Consider the following 17174-nt stretch of genomic DNA (forward strand, 5'->3'; position numbering starts at 1 on the left):
GACGAGAATCGGGATGAAGCCAGGTCGCGATTTTCTGCGCCTGGATCGTAGTTAGCTCGTGAATACGACCGTCATGCCGGCTCGTCTCAAAACTTACCAACGCGTCTCATTCTGCGGCGAGCGCGACATCTTGTCCTGATAAGACGAGGCTTAATCCAGCCCGGTCTTGCCTGGCGCCCAGTAGGCTTTGGCCTTGATCCGCGATGACGCGACGCCTGCAGCTTTCAGGGCGCGGCTGAAGCGCTGGATCGAGGATGCCTTGCCGGTCAGGACGAACTGCGCTCCGTTTGCAGCAAGGCGCAGCATTTCCGCCTCGACGATTGAGAGATGCTCCTCGCCGGCGCTGCGCGCAATCAATCGCGCCTGGCCGAGGCTGACAGCATCCAGCACCTGCTGCGATTCCACGACATCAGTAACCTCGAACATGTGGAGCGCACCGCCTGCCTGCAGATTGTTGCGCAGAGCTGCAGCCAGGCCGAACGAGGTCTCGTCGCCGAACAGCACGACAGGCGCTTCAAGGCCGGCGAGATCGAGCGAGCGACGCGGTCCGAAGAATTGGCAAGTGTCGCCTTCGCGCAAGCTGCTGGCCCAGCGGCTGCCGGGACCGTCGCCATGCGCAAAGGCAAGGAGCCGTGTCCTGCCGCGGCCGGTGTCCCACGACATCGGCGTGTAGGTGCGTGCGCTCAGGCCGGCGCCGATCGCGACCTGGATTTTTTGCCCGGCGGTCCAGGCGACGTCCTTGAGGGCCTCGCCTTCGAGCTCGATCCGCGCAAAGCGCGGCGACAGCGTCTCGACCGTCACGACGAGTGCAGGGCGCATCAGCCATCGCAGCAACATGCGTGTGACGCGGCCTTGCGGGACCTGCGATGGTTCCGAGATTTCGGATGCTTGGCCGGGCTTATTCAAGGCTTGGCTCCCGGATTATCTGGTCTTGATCGCGAGTTCATTGCCGCGGCCGGGATCGAACTGCAGCGACAGCGAGAGGTAGCCATTCCGGGGATCTCTGACGTAGTCGAGATAGCCGGAGGCTTCCTCGAACGCGTTCTCGCCCACGATGATCGCGCCGGGCTTCAGCTGCGGCTCCAGCAATTTGAGAATGGAAAGATAGAGGGTGAAGGCGCCGTCGAGCATCACCATGTCGATGTCGCTGATGCCGGAGCTGAGCGTCTCGCGGGCATCGCCAAGCCTGAACTCGACGAGGTCGGATAGCCCCGCGGCCGCGACGTTGGCGCGGGCGCGCTCGATCTTGCCGGGTTCGAGATCGGTCCCGATCAGGTGGCCGCCGCCCATGTCGCGCAACGCTGCTGCCATGTAGATTGTGGAAATCCCCATCGAGGAGCCGAACTCGACGATGCGCTTCGCCTTGCTCGCGCGCGCACACATGTAGAGGAAGCGTCCAAACCGCGGCGAGACGCTCAGGAAGTTGTTCGCATAACGCTGGTAGACTTCGTTGAGATCGCGATTCTCGGCCGCGATGGCCTGGCTGATCATCTCTTCGCGGCTGTTTGCCTCACTCGCGAAGGCATGCATCAGTGGCGCGTCGGCCATCTCCGCTTCCTGGTGAAGACGATGAAGGACGTCCGCGACGAGTCCGCTGCTGATCGAATCCATGCATCCAGCTCCCTTGCAATGCGCCACCGGCGCTTCGGAGCCTGGATACGAAATCGCATCTGCAATCGCATTCCGCGAACGGGACAATCGATTGCGATTTCCGGTCAGTATGCGCGGCGTTCCGCCAGATATCGCGCCGGCGGCTTGCCCAGCGCCTTGCGGAACATGGTGACGAAGGCGCTGGCGCCCTCGTAGCCGAGATCGAGCGCCACAGCCTGGACCGAGGCGCCCTGGTCGAGCCGCTGAAGCGCGATGAGGATGTGGAGCTGCTGGCGCCAGCGGCCGAAGCTCATGCCCGTCTCGCGTTGCAGGATGCGGGTCAGCGTCCGCGGCGCAACGGCGATGCGCCGGCCCCAATCGTCGATCGTCGCACGGTCGGAGGGATCTTCGATCATCGCGCTCGCGATCCGGCGCAGCCTGGCATCCGCAGGCATCGGGAAGCGCAGCTCTTCGACGGGCGCGGCAGCGAGCTGGTCCAGCAGCACCGCGGCAATGCGGCCGTCGGCGCCGTCGAGATCGTACAGCGCCGGCATGTGCGTGGCATGCACCAGCAGGCGCTCCAGCAGCGGTGAGATCGTCAGCGTGCAGCATTGCCGGGGCAGCGTCGGTGCCGCATCCGGCTCGACGAACAGGCAGTAGACCTCGACGTCTCCCGCGACGGTTACGCTGTGCGCAACATTGCCGGGGATCCAGACCGCGCAGCGCGGCGGCACGATCCAGACGCTTTGCCCGGCTTCAAGCCTGACGACGCCGCGCAAGGACAGGACAAGTTCGTCCTTGCGATGCGCGTGCATGGCCACCTCCGTACCCTTTGTGACCATCTGGCCGCCGAAGGCGGCAATGGCGCGCGGCACGTCCTCCGGATTGAAGTCGATGGAGTCGTCGGGGCGAAGATCGCCGTCGTTGAGCCGGAAGAAGGGCATGGTGAGGCGAATAATCGGTCCGGATGCAATGGACGGGGCCTGACCAATATCTGGCCTGCCATTGCGACTTTCAACGCTGCTGGCTTGAATCTCGATCGGTTCTAATCAGCTCGCCTGTCGCCGCCTTGGACGCTTGCGGGAAGGTGAGGCCGCGCCATGTGAGCCCGGCTCCACGAACCCGCTCGCCACGGCGGCGGCCTGCGCAAGATCCTGGCTGATGACATCGAGCACGGCCTTGGCCGCGACCGACACCGCCCGCCGCGGATGGTGCACCCAGGCGATCGAGCGCACGATCCGCTGCGCGTCGAAGCGATGCGCCCGGATGGTGCCGCTCGCCAGCGATTGCCGGAGCGCGATGGTCGGCAGCACCGTCGCGAAATCGGTGGTCGCAATGACGTCGCAGAGCGCGGGCAGAGTGTCGAGCTCGAGCCGCGGCCGCAGGTCGATGCCGATTGCGGCAGCGTGCTCGTCGAGGATCAGCCGCAGGCCGTGGCGCTTGGACGGCAGCACGAGATCGAAATTCGCGATGTGGTCGAAACGCAGTTTTGCCGGCGGCCTGATCGGGCCGTCCTTGCGGCAGGCGAACACCATCTCCTCGTCCATGACGTGATGCGCGGCCAGCGGCGTCTTGCGGCGCGGCACGTTGATCAGGGCGAAATCGAGCTGGCCGGTGTTGACCCAGTCGACCAGCGTCTCGGTATAGCCCTCGCAGACTGACAGCGTGATCTCGGGATAGCGGCTGGCGACGATCGCCGATGACCTCGCCATCGTGCTTTGCGCGACCGAGGTGATGAGGCCGACCGAGACGCGGCCCGAGATGCGCCCGCCGAGCTGCGCCATCTCCTGCCGCGCATACTCGGCATCGCGCACGATCGGCGCCGTCAGTCGCACCAGGGCCTCGCCGGCGCTGGTCAGCGTCATGCCCTGGACACTGCGGTCGAACAGCTTCTGGCCGAGCTCGGCCTCGAGCTTGGCGATCTGCATGCTCAGCGCCGGCTGCACGATGTTGAGCTGGCGCGCCGCCCGGGTGACGTTCCTCTCCTCTGCCAGGCACAGGAAATATTGCATCTGCCTGAGTTCCACGGGCGTGTCCTTGCGGTCGCTGGTTTTGCTTGCGGGCCATCATCTCAGATGATCGATTATATAATCAATCATTATTTGTGATGATGGCTGCGATTGCCTAGTCTAGCCGCGGATGAACGTGGACCTCAGGGGGCGCGTGATCTACGGGAGCGAAACCAAAGACATGCATGACGCCACGCCCAAGCGGATGATCATCGGCATTTCCGGCGCCTCGGGCGTCACCTATGGTGTGCGCCTGCTGCAGCTGCTGCGCAATGCCGGCGTCGAGACGCATCTGGTGATGTCGAAGACCGCCGAGCAGACCTTTGCCTACGAGACCGACCTGAAGATCGCGGAGGTGAGGGCGCTCGCCAATGTCAACCATGCGATCGACGACATGGCCTCGGCAATCTCGAGCGGCTCGTTCCGTACCGCCGGCATGATCGTGGCGCCGTGCTCGATGCGCTCGATGTCCGAGATCGCCTCCGGCGTGACCACGACGCTGCTGACCCGGGCTGCCGACGTCGTGCTCAAGGAGCGCCGGCGCCTGGTGCTGATGGTGCGCGAGACGCCGCTGCACACCGGGCATCTCAGGACGATGACGGCACTCTCCGAGATGGGTGCGATCATCGCGCCGCCCGTGCCGGCCTTCTACGCCAAGCCCGAGAACCTCGACGACATGGTCGAGCACACCGTCGGCCGCGTGCTCGACCTCTACGACATCGATATCGGCGTTGTGCGCCGCTGGGGCGAGGACGAGGCGCTCAAGCGCCGCTCGCCATCGCTGCGCAAGATCGCGCCCTGACCTGAGACCTAGGAAAGACCCGTTACATGCAAATGGAAACTCCGGCCGGAAAGTGCGCCAAGGCGCAGGCTGATCTGCGCGGCTGGCTCGCTTATCTCGCCGAGCGCGGCAAGCTCGCGATCGCACGCGAGGGCGTTGCGCTGGCGGACGAGCTCGCCGCCATCGCCAAGCGGCTGGAGCGCGACAGCGCCGTGCTGTTTCCGCGCCCCGACGGGCACGCGATTCCTGTCGTCGCGAACCTCTTTGCCGGGCGCGACTGGGTCGCCGAGTCCCTCGGCGTGAGCGAGGACCAGCTGCTGCCGCGATTCCTCGCCGCCGCGAGCCATCCGCTGCCGACGCATGAGGTTGCGAGCGGGCCGGTGCAGGAGGTCGTCCATGACGACGTCGATCTGCTGCGCCAGCTTCCTGTCCCCAAGCACAATGAGCGCGACAGCGGCCCTTACATCACGGCCGGGCTGCTGATCGCCCGCAATCCCCAAACCGGCGTCCAGAACGTCTCGATCCACCGCTGCCAGATCTCCGGCAAGAACCGCATCGGCGTGCTGCTGCTGCCGCGGCATACCTTCTCCTACTATCGCCTTGCGGAAGAGCTGGGGCAGGCGCTGGAGATCGCGATCGTCATCGGCGCGCATCCCGCGCTGATGCTGGCATCCCAGGCGATCGCCGCGCTGGACGAAGACGAGATGGCGATTGCGGGTGCGCTGCTCGGCGCGCCCGTCGACGTCGTGAAGTGCCGCACCAATTCGGTCCGCGTGCCCGCGTATGCGGAGATCGTCATCGAGGGACGGATCTTGCAGGGCGTGCGCGAGCCGGAGGGGCCGTTCGGCGAATTCCCTCAATATTACGGCCCGCGCGCCAATCGCGAGGTGATCGAAGTCGACGCAATCACGCATCGCAAGGCGCCGATCTTCCACACCATCGTCGGCGGCGGCTTCGAGCACCTGATCCTCGGCGGCGTGCCGCGCGAGGCAACGCTGCTCCAGCATCTGCGCCGCAGCTTCCCCAATGTGCTCGACGTCCGCCTGACGCGCGGCGGCACCTGCCGCTATCACCTCGCGATCAAGATCGACAAGGCCAATGACGGCGAGCCCAAGAACATCATGATGTGCGCGTTCGGCGCGCATTACGACATCAAGCAGGTCGTGGTGGTCGACAAGGACGTCGACATCTCCTCGTCCGAGGAGATCGAATGGGCGGTGGCGACGCGCTTCCAGGCCGACCGCGACCTCATGGTCGTCGCCGGCGCGCTCGGCTCGAAGCTCGATCCGACCACCGACAACGGCATCAGCGCCAAGATGGGCCTCGATGCGACCGCGCCGCTCAGCGCGCCCGAGCTCGCCTTCAAGCGCATTCGCGTCAAGGGCGAGGAGGAGGTCGATCTCGCCACGGCATTGCAGGCCGACCCAAGCGCGGCGGTCGCGCGGTTGCTTGCGGAGGCGCGCGCATGAGCCGACTGGCGCCTCCGGGCACCTTGCGTCCGTTTGCGCGGTTGGAATATGAAGCTGACGCTGCTTATAGTGCCGCGCCAACAAGCCAATCGTTTTGCAGCGCAACGCCGGGAGGAAGGAACTGATGTCGACGGCCCTGCGCATCGCTCACGGCGCTTTCGGCAGGGTCGCTCTGCTCGACATGGACCGTTCGCTGGTCCGTCACGCTCATCATCATTGCCACGTCCTGCTCAAGGTCGAGGGCGCCGACACGCAGTTCCTGGTCGGCGACCAGGTCACGCCGCTGACGGATACCGCCGCGGTGCTGGTCGACGGCTGGAAGCCGCACGCTTATGTGCACGACGTCAACCGTCCGCGCACCCTCATCATGGCGCTCTATATCGAGCCGGAATGGCTGAAGGAGTTCCGACCGGGGTGGGCCGCAAGCGGCGCACCCGGCTTTTTCGAGCGACCCTCGGGCGAAGTCTCGCCGCGCATCCGCCAGCTCACGCTGCATCTGGCGGCCGAAATGATGGCGAATCCGGATGCGGTGCGGACCCACGAGCAGACGCTGTCGGATCTGATGATCGCAGTGATCGAGCGCTTTACGCCCTGGCGCAGCTTTCCGACCTCGATCCGCGGCATGAGCGCGGTGAGCTGCGACTGGCGCATCCGCCGTGCGATGGATGCGATGCGCGGGCAGGATTCCTATGGCAGCGTCGATCAGTTCGTGAAGGGCGCAGGGCTCTCGCGCGCGCAGTTCTTCCGCCTGTTCGAGACCTCGCTCGGCGTCTCGCCAAAGATCTATCTCAACGTTGTCCGCATGGAGCGCGCGCTCGATGCCGTGATGCGCGAGGATACGCCGCTCGGCGAGCTCAGCGAACGCTTTGGCTTTCCGGAGCCTGCGCATTTCACGCGCTTCTTCCGCGATCACGCCGGCGTCAGCCCGCGCGAGTTTCGCAACGTCTCGCGGCTTGCAGGTTGATTCTTGCGGGCTGATATTGCGCTGCACGCTCTCGAATGAGACGATTTGGTAAGTCGTGAGAGCGGGCGGTATGGCCCGCGCAGCCCCTGTCCTGACAAGTGTCACCGTCGCGTCAAAGAACGCGTCGGGAGGTATGCCGGGACATGTTGCAGGCGGTCAAATCCGCAAATCCGGGAAATGGCGATGAGCCGTGGGTCGGGCGCTCGATCGAGCGCGTCGAGGACGCCGCGCTGCTCTCCGGACGCGGTCGCTTCATCGACGATCTCGGCGTTGCGCCCGGCACGCTGCACGCGACCATTTTGCGTTCCCCGCATGCGCATGCCGATATTCTTTCCATCGATGCTGAAGCCTCCAAGCGCCTGCCGGGCGTCGCCGCGGTTCTAACCGGCAGCGACGTCAAGGCGGTCACGACGAGCCTCGTGGTCGGCGTGAAGGCGCCGGTCGAGTGCTGGCCGATCGCGCTGGATCGCGTGCGCTATGTCGGCGAGCCCGTCGCCGTGGTAGTCGCAACCGATCGTGCGCGCGCGGAAGATGCGGCCGAACTCATCAACGTCGAATATCGCCCGCGCGGCGCCGTCGTCGATCCGCTCGGCGCGATCACGCCCGGCGCGCCGGTGTTGCACGACGGCTTCCCCGGCAATCTCGCCAGCGACCGCGCGTTTCGTTACGGCGATCCCGAGAAGGCCTTTTTGGATGCGCCGCATCGTTTCTCGATCGACATCCGCTATCCCCGCAATTCCTGCACGCCGATCGAGACCTATGGCGTCGTCGCCTCGCACGATGCCGGCGAAGACGCCTATGAAGTGCTCGCCAACTTCCAGGGCCCGTTCAGCATCCACACCGTGATTGCGCGCGCGCTGAAAGTGCCCGGCAACCGGCTTCGGCTGCGCACGCCGCCGGATTCCGGCGGCAGCTTCGGCGTCAAGCAGGGCGTGTTTCCTTACATCGTGCTGATCGCCGCTGCTGCGCGCGTCACGGGACGGCCGGTCAAATGGATCGAGGACCGGCTCGAGCATCTCACGGCGTCGGTGTCGGCGACCAATCGCGCGACGACCTTGTCGGCGGCGGTTGCGGCGGATGGAAAGATCCTCGCGCTCGACTGGGACCAGGTCGAGGATTGCGGCGCTCATCTGCGCGCACCCGAGCCTGCCACGCTCTATCGCATGCACGGCAACCTGACCGGCGCCTACGACATCAGCCACGTCGCGGTCCGCAACCGCGTCGTCGTCACCAACAAGACGCCGACCGGCCTCAACCGCGGCTTTGGCGGGCCGCAGGTCTATTTTGCGCTCGAGCGGCTGGTGCAGCGCATCGCGATCGGGCTTGGCCTCGATCCGCTCGATGTCATCAAGCGAAACCTGATCGATGCGAACGGCTTTCCGTATCGCACCGCGACCGGCGCGCTCCTGGATTCCGGAAATTACCAGGAAGCCGTCGCGCGCGCGGTCGAGCAGGGCAGGCTAGCCGAACTGAAAGCGAAGCGCGACGAGGCGCGCGCACAGGGGCGGCTCTACGGCATCGGCTTCACCGCGGTGGTCGAGCCCAGCGTCTCCAACATGGGCTACATCACCACCGTGCTGACCGCGGCCGAGCGCCGCAAGGCAGGTCCCAAGAACGGTGCGCAGGCGACCGCGACCGTTGGCCTTGATCCCGTCGGCAGCGTCACCGTGCACGTGGCGTCCGTGCCGCAGGGGCAGGGGCATCGCACCGTGCTGTCGCAGGTCGTCGCCGACGTGTTCGGCCTGCAGCCCAGGGACATCCGCGTCAACACCGAGATCGACACGGCCAAGGACGCCTGGTCGATCGCTTCAGGGAATTACGCCAGCCGGTTCGCAGCAGCGGTGGCCGGCACGGCAAAGCTCGCGGCAGAACGCGTCGCCGGCCGTCTCGCCCGCATCGCCGCCAGCCAGCTCAACGTCGAAGCCGGCGACATCGTGTTCGCGAAGGGCTTCGTCGCCTCGAAGCATAACCCCGAGAACCGCATCGCATTCTCGCGCGTCGCCGCGCTCAGCCATTGGTCGCCGGGCTCGCTGCCTGACGATGCCGGCCAGACCATCCGCGAGACCGTGTTCTGGACGCCGCCCGAGCTGACGCCGCCTGATGAGGACGACCGCATCAACTCCTCGCTCTGCCACGGCTTCATCTTCGACTTCTGCGGCGTCGAGATCGATCGCACCACGCTGGAGACGCGGATCGACCGCTACGTCACCATGCACGATTGCGGCACTATTTTGCATCCCGGCATGGTCAACGGCCAGATCCGCGGCGGCTTCACCCAGGCGCTCGGCGCCGCGCTCCTTGAGGAATACGCCTATGCCGACGACGGCAGTTTTCTGACGGGAACGCTCGCCGACTATCTGCTGCCGACCACCACCGAGGTGCCGGAGCCCGAGATCTTCCACATGGAGACGCCGTCGCCGTTCACACCGCTCGGCGCGAAGGGCGTCGGCGAAGGCAATTGCATGTCGACGCCGGTGTGCCTCGCCAATGCGGTCGCGGATGCACTCGGCGTTGCCGACATCACTCTGCCGCTGGTGCCGGCGCGCCTCGCTGAGCTCGTGCGCGGTGCCGAGCCGCCGCCTCCCGCGGGTGGCGCAACCACCGCTCCTGCTCGCGAAGGCGATAGGCGACTGCGCGGCGAAGGGCAGGCCACGGTGAAGGGCGCGCCCGAACAGGTCTGGGCGATGCTGCTCGATCCCGCGACGCTGCAATCGGTCATTCCCGGCTGCCAGCGCGTCGACAAAATCACGGACACCCATTTCCGCGCCGACGTTACGCTCGGCATCGGCCCCGTCACCGGCCGCTACCGCGCTGATGTCGAGCTGTTCGATCTCGATCCGCCACGCGCCGTCACCTTGCGCGGCGGCGCCACCGGCGCGCTCGGCTTCGGCAGCGCGGAGGGGCGCATCACGCTCGCGCCCGATGACAATGGCGGAACGAAGCTGACCTACAGCTATGACGCCGCGATCGGCGGCAAGGTCGCCAGCATCGGCGGCCGTCTGCTCGATGGGGCGACGCGCGTGATCATCGGCCAGTTCTTCACCGCGCTCGCCCGCAAGGCCGGTGGTGGTGGCGCGGCAGGCGGTGGCTTCTCGCTGTTCGCGCTGCTGGCGAAGGCGGCCGGCCTGCTCGGGGTCGGCCGATGAAGCCGCCCGCGTTCGACTACCTCCGCGCCGAAAGCGTCGGCGATGTCCTCGAAGGGCTCGCGCAGCAGGGGGGCGATGCCCGTGTGCTCGCCGGCGGGCAGTCGCTGATGGCGATGCTCAACATGCGCCTCGCCAAGCCAAAACTGCTGATCGACATCATGCGGATCGGGGAGCTGCGCCAGATCGAACGCAAGGGTGATGCCGTCGTCGTCGGTGCTGGCGTGCGCCAGGCCGATCTGCTCGCATGGCCCGATCTTGCCGATACGCTGCCGCTGGTGGCGCTGGCGCTGCCCTGGGTCGGGCACATGCAGACCCGCAGCCGTGGCACCATCTGCGGCTCGCTCGCCCATGCCGATCCCAGCGCCGAGATGCCGCTGACGCTGGTCGCACTTGGTGGGGAAGTGTTGTTGCGCAACGCCAAGCGGCGCCGCCGCGTTGCCGCAAAAGACTTCTTTGCCGGCATGATGCTGACGGCGCGTGCCGATGATGAATTGATCGAAGGCATTTCGCTGCCCGTCATTAACGGATCGCGCGTCGCCTTCCGCGAGGTCGCGCGCCGGCACGGCGACTTCGCCATCGTCGCCTGCGCTGCGATGAAGACGCCGACGGGCGTACGTTTCGCCGTCGGCGGCGTCGCCGACGTTCCGACTGCGCGCGACTGGCCGCGGCTGGAGGGCAGTGCGCTCGACGATGCTCTCAACGCCTTTGCTTACGAGCTCGGCGCCCGTGACGACGTCCACGCCACCGCGCGCTACCGCCGCGACCTCGTGCGCATGATCGGCCGCGACCTGATCGGCGAGGTGCTGCAATGACCCGGCTCAAGGCAGATCAGCGCCACGCCGTCCGGTTCGCGCTCAACGGCAAGCCCGTCGACGGCGAAGCCGAGCCGCGCATGCTGCTGTCCGATTTCCTGCGCCATCAGCTGGGCGCGACCGGCACCCATGTCGGCTGCGAGCACGGCGTCTGCGGCGCCTGCACGGTCGTCGTCGACGGCATGCTGACGCGGTCCTGCCTGACGCTGGCGGCGCAGGTCGACGGCTGCGAGCTGAAGACCGTCGAAGGGCTTGCGCCCTCGGCCGACCGGCTCGGCGTGCTGCAGCAGGCGTTCCGCCGCAACCACGCGCTCCAGTGCGGCTTCTGCACTGCCGGCATCTTGATGTCGCTCGACCACTATCTCGCGAAGAACCCGGCGCCGACCGAGGTGGAAATCCGCGACCTCCTCAGCGGGCATATCTGCCGCTGCACCGGCTACACCCCGATCATCAAGGCGGCGTTAGATGCCGCCGCCGAGCTTGCTTCATCCAACAAAGAGACGTCCGATGCTTGATCTCGCCAGCAGCTTCATGGCCAGCGCCGCGCGCGATCCCAATTCCATTGCGCTGGTCGACGGCGATCTCCGCCTGACCTACCGGAAATGGTACGACAAGATCTCCGCGCTGGTGGCCTCATTCGACCGCCTTGGCCTCAAGCCCGGCGATCACGTCGTCACGCTGCTGCAGAACCGCTGGGAGGCGGCGACGCTGCATTGGGCCTGCCAGTTCGCCGGCCTCGTGATCACGCCGATCAACTGGCGCGCCAAGTCCGATGAGCTCGATTACTGCATCGAGAACGCCGAGGCCTGCGCGGTGTTCTACCAGGATATCTCTGCCGAGGCGGTGCAGGGCTCGGCGCTGGCAGGCAAGTTGCTGCGCGTGTCCGTCGATCCCGGGACGGGTGACGCCACCAACTTTTCCGACCTGATCAAGGACAGCGCACCGCATGCCGAGCCGCGCGTCGGCGCCGATGCCTGGTCGATCATGCTCTACACCTCGGGCACGACCTCGCGCCCCAAGGGCGTGCCGCGGCGGCACCGCGCCGAGCGCGCTGCGGCGATCGCCCATGTCGCGCAGAATCTCTACGGCCGCGGCGAGCGCACGCTCGGCGTCATGCCGCTCTATCACACCATGGGCGTCCGCTCGCTGCTGGCGATGTCGCTGATCGGCGGCAGCTTCATCTGCCTGCCACGCTATGACAGCCGCCAGGCGCTGGCGCTGATCGAGAAGGAGGAGATCTCCAACCTCTATCTGGTGCCGACGCTCTATCACGACCTCGTCCATCACGAGGCGTTTGCCGGGACCGACGTCTCCAGCGTGCGCAAGCTCGGCTTCGCCGGCGCGTCGATGACCGATGGCCTGCTGAAGAAGCTGAACGAGGCGTTCAAGCCAAACCTGTTCGTCAACCACTACGGCAGCTCGGAGATCTACACCTTCACGATCGATCAGAATGCGGCCGCAAAGCCCGGCTCGGCCGGCAAGGCGGGGCTGAACCAGCACGTCAAGGTCGTGCGCATCGGCGCGAAGTCGGTCGCGGAGCTTGCCGCGGTCGGCGAGGAGGGCGAGATCATCGCAACGCTCGCGGGCGACGAAGCTTTTGAAGGCTACTGGCGTCGTCCCGAGGCCGACGCAAAATCGCTGCGCGAGGGATGGTACTTTACCGGCGATACCGGCCTCATTGACCCCGACGGCGACCTGTTCGTCACCGGCCGCGTCGACGACATGATCATCACCGGCGGCGAGAACGTCTCGCCAGTCGAGATCGAGAGCTGCCTGTCGCTGCATTCGGCCGTTGATGAGGTCGCGGTGGTCGGCGTCACCGACGAGAAATGGGGCAAGGTCGTTGCCGCCTTCGTCAAGCGCAATCGCGCCGTCTCCGAGGTCGAGCTGGAGCAGTTCTGCCGTACCTCGGGCCTTGCCAATTTCAAGCGGCCACGCCGCTACGTCTTCGTCGACGCGATCCCGAAATCGCCGGTCGGCAAGCTGCTGCGGCGATTGCTCGTCGCCGGAGAATACGAGGCCGAGCGCCTGCCGCCGTCGGACGCGGCCTGATCATCACCCGTTCAACAGAAGGAAGCCAAAATGCCGTCACCCTATACGTTCGCCGATCCCCGGCTCACCAAGTTGGACGGGTTTAAGGTCGAGATCGACGAGGCGCACGAGCGCGCCGACATCATCCTGGGAAGGCCACCCTACAACGTCGTGGCGATGCCGCAGCGCTACCAGCTGCGGCTGACCTTCGAGACGCTGGACGAGGATCCGCGGGTCCGCATCATCGTGGTGCGCGGTGAGGGCGAGCATTTCTCCAGCGGCGGCAATATCGGCGGCTTCATGGAGGCGAGCCCGGAGCATGTCTCCAAGCTTGCCTGGAACATCGCTGCGCCCGCGCGTTGCGCCAAGCCCGTGATCGTCGCCAATCGCGGCTATTGCTTCGGCGTCGGCTTCGAGCTGTCGCTCGCCTGCGATTTCCGCATCGCCTCGGAGACCACGCAATACGCCCTGCCGGAGCAGAAGCTCGGACAGATCCCGGGCTCGGGCGGCTCGGCGCGCCTGCAGAAGATGGTCGGCATCACCCGCACCAAGGACATCGTGATGCGCTCCAAGCGCATCTCGGCGAAGCAGGCGTACGAGTGGGGCATCGCCACCGAATGCGTGCCGGATGCCGAACTGGAGAAGGCGACCGACAAGCTCGTCGACGAGCTCCGCACCTTCTCGCCGCTGGCGCAGCGCACGGCCAAGAAGCTGCTCAACGACACCGAGGATTCCACGCTCGCCATCGCCATCGAGCTCGAAGGCCATTGCTACAGCCGCCTGCGCCAGTCCGAGGACTTCAAGGAGGGTGTCGAGGCCTTCAATGCCAAGCGTCCGCCGAAATTCGTCGGCCGCTGATACGGGACTGAACTGTCGCGGTTCGCCATGGCGCGGACCGCGGCGCCATTCAAACGGGGGAGGTAAAACAACATGGCTGAGATGGATATGCCGGTCGCGGGTACGCACGCATCGGCCGATAACAAGCAGATGGTCAATGCGATCATCGCATCGGTGCTCGGATGGGCGCTCGATCTGTTCGATTTGTTCATTCTGCTCTACGTGGCGCCGGTCGTCGGCGCGCTGTTCTTTCCGTCGAGCAATGCGGCGCTGTCGCTGGCGGCGGTCTACGGCTCGTTCGCCGTGACGCTCTTGATGCGGCCGCTTGGCTCGGCGGTGTTCGGTCATTATGCCGACGTGCATGGCCGCAAGCAGGCCATGCTGATCGCCATCGTCGGCGTCGGTCTCAGCACGGCGGCGTTCGGCCTGCTGCCGACCATTGCGCAGGTCGGCGTGATCGCGCCGATCGTGTTCCTGGTCCTGCGACTGGTGCAGGGCGTGTTCGTCGGCGGCGTCGTGGCGTCGACCCACACGATCGGCACCGAGTCCGTGCCGCCGCAATGGCGCGGTGCGATGTCGGGCCTGGTCGGCGGTGGCGGTGCCGGCATCGGCGCGCTGCTGGCGTCCTTCATCTTCCTGATCACGTCCTCGGTGTTCCCCGGCGATGCCTTCGCGGTGTGGGGCTGGCGCTTCATGTTCTTCTCGGGCCTGCTGAGCTCGCTGCTCGGCTGGTTCATCTTCCGCAACCTCGAAGAATCTCCATATTTCAAGGAGCTCAAGCGCCAGCAGGGCAACAAGCAGGCGAAGGTCTCGAAGGCGCCGGTCAAGGACGTGTTCTCCGGCGAGTATCGCGGCGTGCTGCTGGTCAACCTGCTCATCACCTTCGGTGGCGGTGCCGGCTATTATCTCACCTCGGGCTATCTGCCGAGCTTTCTGAAAGTCATCAACGCGGTTCCGAACCAGACCTCGTCGCTGATCCTGATGGCGGCGAGCGTCTCGGCGTTCTTCTCGGCCGTTCTGGTCGGCGCGCTGAGTGACTGGATCGGCCGCAAGAAGACGTTCCTGCTGATCGGCGCGCTGGCGGCGGTGCTGTTGCCGCTGTGCTATCTCAACCTCGCCGCCAGCAAGGACACGACGCAGATCACGCTTCTTGCGCTCGCCATCGCCTTCATCGGCAATGCCGGATACGCGCCGGTGCTGATCTTCCTGAACGAGCGTTTCCCGACCGCGCTGCGCGCGAGCGGCACCGGCCTGTCCTGGAACATCGGCTTCGCGCTGGGCGGCATGATGCCGACCTTCGTCTCGCTGGTGAGCGCCAGCCCGGCGCAGATTCCGATGTCGCTGGCCTACTTCGCGGTCGGCGTGTTCGTGATCTATCTGATCGGGGCGATCGTGATCCCCGAGACCAAGGGCAACTTCCGCTGAGTCTTGAGCCGGCGCGGCTGCCTTGCCGCCGCGCCGGCTCGCTCGACGCATAACGAGACGGAAATGGATGAGCTGCATTTCGACGATGTGATCGTCGGCGGCGGGTCGGCGGGCTGCGTGCTGGCCAACAGGCTTTCCGCGGATGGACGTCGCCGCGTCCTGCTGATCGAAGCCGGGATGGACACCCCGCCCGAGGCAACACCGCCGGAAATTCTCGACAGCTATCCGATGCCGCTGTTCTTCGGCGACAGATACATCTGGCCGGGCCTGTCGGCGGCGGCCGGCCGCAATGCCGCGGGCAAGCCGGTCGTCCGCGGCTATGAGCAGGGCCGGGTGATGGGCGGCGGCTCCAGCATCAACGTCAGGGTGGGCTCGAGGCGATCGAGGGGTACCTCAACACGAAGTTCGCGACCCAAGCGAGCGCGTAAGCGAGATCTCGTAGGGTGGGTTAGCCCCGCGGCTGCGCAAAGCGCAGTCCGCGCGGCGTAACCCACCTCTTCTGTATCCGCGTAGAAAGACAGCGGTGGGTTACGCTTCGCTAACCCACCCTACGTTCTTGTGCCCCGGACGCAGCGCAGCGCTTCTTCAGCGGTGCGCTGCAGAGCCGGGGCCCATCTTGTCGCGCGTCGTGCCCCATCTCTGGGTCCCGGCTCTGCGCAGCAACGCTTGCGCGTTGCAGCGCGTCCGGGACACGAGATCGGGGGCTATCGTCAATTTGTCGGCCCATCCCCGCGAATGGCAAACGTCGTGGCCTTCAGCTTGGTCATGCCGAACTTGTCGAACAGCTTGTCATAGGTGCCATCAGTGCGGATCGCGGTGAGGGCGTCGGCGACGGCCTGGGCAAGCAGCTTGTCGCGGAAGGCGAAAGTGATGTCGGTGCCGGCGATGTCGCGAACCCAGATCTTTGCGATGCCCTTCTGCTCCAGCGAATTTGCGGTCTCGTTGATGTTCAGCGCGGCCTCGAGCTGTCCGGCGCGCAGCGCCGCCGAGGTGGCGGTGACGGTGGTGAAGGTGCGCAGCTCGATCGGCTTGAGGCCTTTGGCTTCCATCGCCGTGCTGAACTCGCGCGCCTTGCGCTCGGTGTAGGTCGCCGATTCCACGCCGACCACGCGGCCGGCGAGATCCTCGAACTTCTCCAGCTTCAGGCTGGAGGAGGGGTCGGTGTAGATGCTGATCGCCTGCTGCGCGTAAGGCACGAGGTAGAGCATCTTCGAGCGCTCCTCGGTCCAGAACAGGCCGGTGTTGATGGCATCGAAGCGGCCGGAGCGCAGCGCCGGGATCATCGGCGGGAAATCCATGCGCAGGAACACCGCCTCGACGCAGATGCGCTTGGCGATCTCGCGGGCGAGCTCGACATTGAGGCCCTGCAACTCGCCCTTGTCGTCGACGAATTGCTGCGGCGGCAGGGTCGGGTTGATCGACATCTGCCATTTCGGCGCCTCGATCAGGCTCGACGCCGGCACTTTCGGCGTGCAGGTCTGGGCAGCGGCGGCCTGCGTCAGGCCGACCAGCAGGGCGAGGGCGGAGAAAGTCTTGGGAAATCGCATCTGAATACTCCGATCAAATCGTGGGTGAGAGGGGAGCCGTTCTCCGGTCCGACGTCTTCTTCATTGTCTCGTCATGTGGCTGCCGCAGCGTCGGCTTGCCGGGTCAGGATCAGCGAGATGTGGCGGGCCGCGGTCACGACCTCGTCGCGCTGGTTGAGCAGGTCGAGCGTCTCGACGACGATGCCGCGCTCGGGGTTTTTGGTCGGCCGCTTCTCGACGAAGCGGAAGCGCACGCGCAAGCTGTCGCCGGCAACGATGGGGCCCTTGAATTTCACCTCGTCCCAGCCGAGCGAGGCGACGGAGGTCTCCTCGTACAGCTTCAATTCCGACTTCAGCCCTTCCATTAGCGACAGGCCGAACAGGCCATGGCCGATCACCGCGGGAAAGCCGCGCGAGCGCGCATAGGCGCCGTCGACGTGGAGCGGGTGGTGATCGCGCGTGACGTCGGCGAAGACTGCGATATCAGCCTCGGTCACGGTGTGCACCGCGGTCTCGAACTCCGCGCCGAGCGCGATGTCTTCGTAACGCAGATTGATCGGGGCGCTGGCGTTCATGCTGATCCC

Annotated in this window: 15 protein-coding genes and 1 pseudogene; 10 read left to right on the plus strand and 6 right to left on the minus strand. The window is 66.0% G+C overall.

All coding sequences use genetic code 11. From position 1 onward, the window contains the following. Nucleotides 1-150: 150 nt before the first annotated feature. The 4 genes from JQ603_RS28730 to JQ603_RS28745 all read right to left on the minus strand — a co-directional run bounded on the left by JQ603_RS28730 (nt 151) and on the right by JQ603_RS28745 (nt 3602). Complete coding sequence (locus JQ603_RS28730; RefSeq protein ID WP_245003910.1) at nt 151-819, minus strand: siderophore-interacting protein; 669 nt, start codon at nt 817-819, stop codon at nt 151-153. A 102-nt stretch (nt 820-921) separates the two neighbouring features. Further along, nucleotides 922-1611 carry an O-methyltransferase gene (locus JQ603_RS28735; protein ID WP_212344326.1) on the minus strand — a complete coding sequence of 230 codons (690 nt, stop codon included), beginning with the start codon at nt 1609-1611 and terminating at the stop codon, nt 922-924. A 104-nt stretch (nt 1612-1715) separates the two neighbouring features. Beyond that, nucleotides 1716-2534 carry an AraC family transcriptional regulator gene (locus JQ603_RS28740; protein WP_212344328.1) on the minus strand — a complete coding sequence of 273 codons (819 nt, stop codon included), beginning with the start codon at nt 2532-2534 and terminating at the stop codon, nt 1716-1718. A gap of 105 nt (nt 2535-2639) precedes the next feature. Further along, a complete protein-coding gene (locus tag JQ603_RS28745; RefSeq protein WP_212344662.1) occupies nt 2640-3602 on the minus strand; it encodes a LysR family transcriptional regulator in 963 nt (320 codons plus the stop codon). A 178-nt stretch (nt 3603-3780) separates the two neighbouring features. Here JQ603_RS28745 and JQ603_RS28750 point away from each other — a divergent pair, with 178 nt between their 5' ends. From JQ603_RS28750 to JQ603_RS28795, 10 genes and pseudogenes are all read left to right on the plus strand, one after another. Further along, entirely contained in the window at nt 3781-4401 is a 621-nt protein-coding gene (locus JQ603_RS28750) for a UbiX family flavin prenyltransferase (protein WP_212344330.1), read from the plus strand. 26 nt (nt 4402-4427) lie between these two features. Continuing rightward, entirely contained in the window at nt 4428-5849 is a 1422-nt protein-coding gene (locus JQ603_RS28755; RefSeq protein ID WP_212344333.1) for a UbiD family decarboxylase, read from the plus strand. Nucleotides 5850-5973: 124 nt separating this feature from the next. Next, the gene (locus tag JQ603_RS28760) at nt 5974-6813 is read left to right on the plus strand and encodes a helix-turn-helix transcriptional regulator (protein WP_212344343.1); all 840 of its coding nucleotides are present in this window, start codon (nt 5974-5976) and stop codon (nt 6811-6813) included. Nucleotides 6814-6956: 143 nt separating this feature from the next. Beyond that, a complete protein-coding gene (locus tag JQ603_RS28765; RefSeq protein ID WP_212344348.1) occupies nt 6957-9959 on the plus strand; it encodes a xanthine dehydrogenase family protein molybdopterin-binding subunit in 3003 nt (1000 codons plus the stop codon). After that, the gene (locus tag JQ603_RS28770) at nt 9956-10771 is read left to right on the plus strand and encodes an FAD binding domain-containing protein (RefSeq protein ID WP_212344350.1); all 816 of its coding nucleotides are present in this window, start codon (nt 9956-9958) and stop codon (nt 10769-10771) included. Before JQ603_RS28765 ends, JQ603_RS28770 begins: the two co-directional genes overlap by 4 nt. Next, entirely contained in the window at nt 10768-11286 is a 519-nt protein-coding gene (locus JQ603_RS28775; RefSeq protein WP_212344352.1) for a (2Fe-2S)-binding protein, read from the plus strand. The genes JQ603_RS28770 and JQ603_RS28775 overlap by 4 nt, the downstream gene beginning before the upstream one ends. After that, entirely contained in the window at nt 11279-12823 is a 1545-nt protein-coding gene (locus JQ603_RS28780; RefSeq protein ID WP_212344354.1) for an AMP-binding protein, read from the plus strand. Before JQ603_RS28775 ends, JQ603_RS28780 begins: the two co-directional genes overlap by 8 nt. Nucleotides 12824-12853: 30 nt before the next feature. Then, nucleotides 12854-13660, plus strand: coding sequence for an enoyl-CoA hydratase/isomerase family protein (locus tag JQ603_RS28785; RefSeq protein ID WP_212344357.1), 807 nt, complete (start codon nt 12854-12856; stop codon nt 13658-13660). Nucleotides 13661-13732: 72 nt separating this feature from the next. Then, nucleotides 13733-15064 carry an MFS transporter gene (locus JQ603_RS28790; protein ID WP_212344360.1) on the plus strand — a complete coding sequence of 444 codons (1332 nt, stop codon included), beginning with the start codon at nt 13733-13735 and terminating at the stop codon, nt 15062-15064. Between the two features lie 63 nt (nt 15065-15127). After that, nucleotides 15128-15442: pseudogene (locus tag JQ603_RS28795) on the plus strand (NAD(P)-binding protein); the annotation flags it as partial. Between the two features lie 332 nt (nt 15443-15774). Here JQ603_RS28795 and JQ603_RS28800 read toward each other — a convergent pair. Both JQ603_RS28800 and JQ603_RS28805 read right to left on the minus strand, forming a co-directional pair. Continuing rightward, nucleotides 15775-16611: an ABC transporter substrate-binding protein gene (locus tag JQ603_RS28800; RefSeq protein WP_212344363.1), complete on the minus strand. Its 837-nt coding sequence runs from the start codon at nt 16609-16611 to the stop codon at nt 15775-15777. Between the two features lie 71 nt (nt 16612-16682). Next, nucleotides 16683-17165 (minus strand): MaoC family dehydratase, encoded by a 483-nt coding sequence (locus tag JQ603_RS28805; RefSeq protein ID WP_212344366.1) that lies wholly within the window; start codon nt 17163-17165, stop codon nt 16683-16685. Between the last annotated feature and the right edge of the window lie 9 nt (nt 17166-17174).

The sequence above is a fragment of the Bradyrhizobium liaoningense genome, assembly GCF_018130825.1.
GTDB classification, from domain to species: domain Bacteria; phylum Pseudomonadota; class Alphaproteobacteria; order Rhizobiales; family Xanthobacteraceae; genus Bradyrhizobium; species Bradyrhizobium liaoningense_B.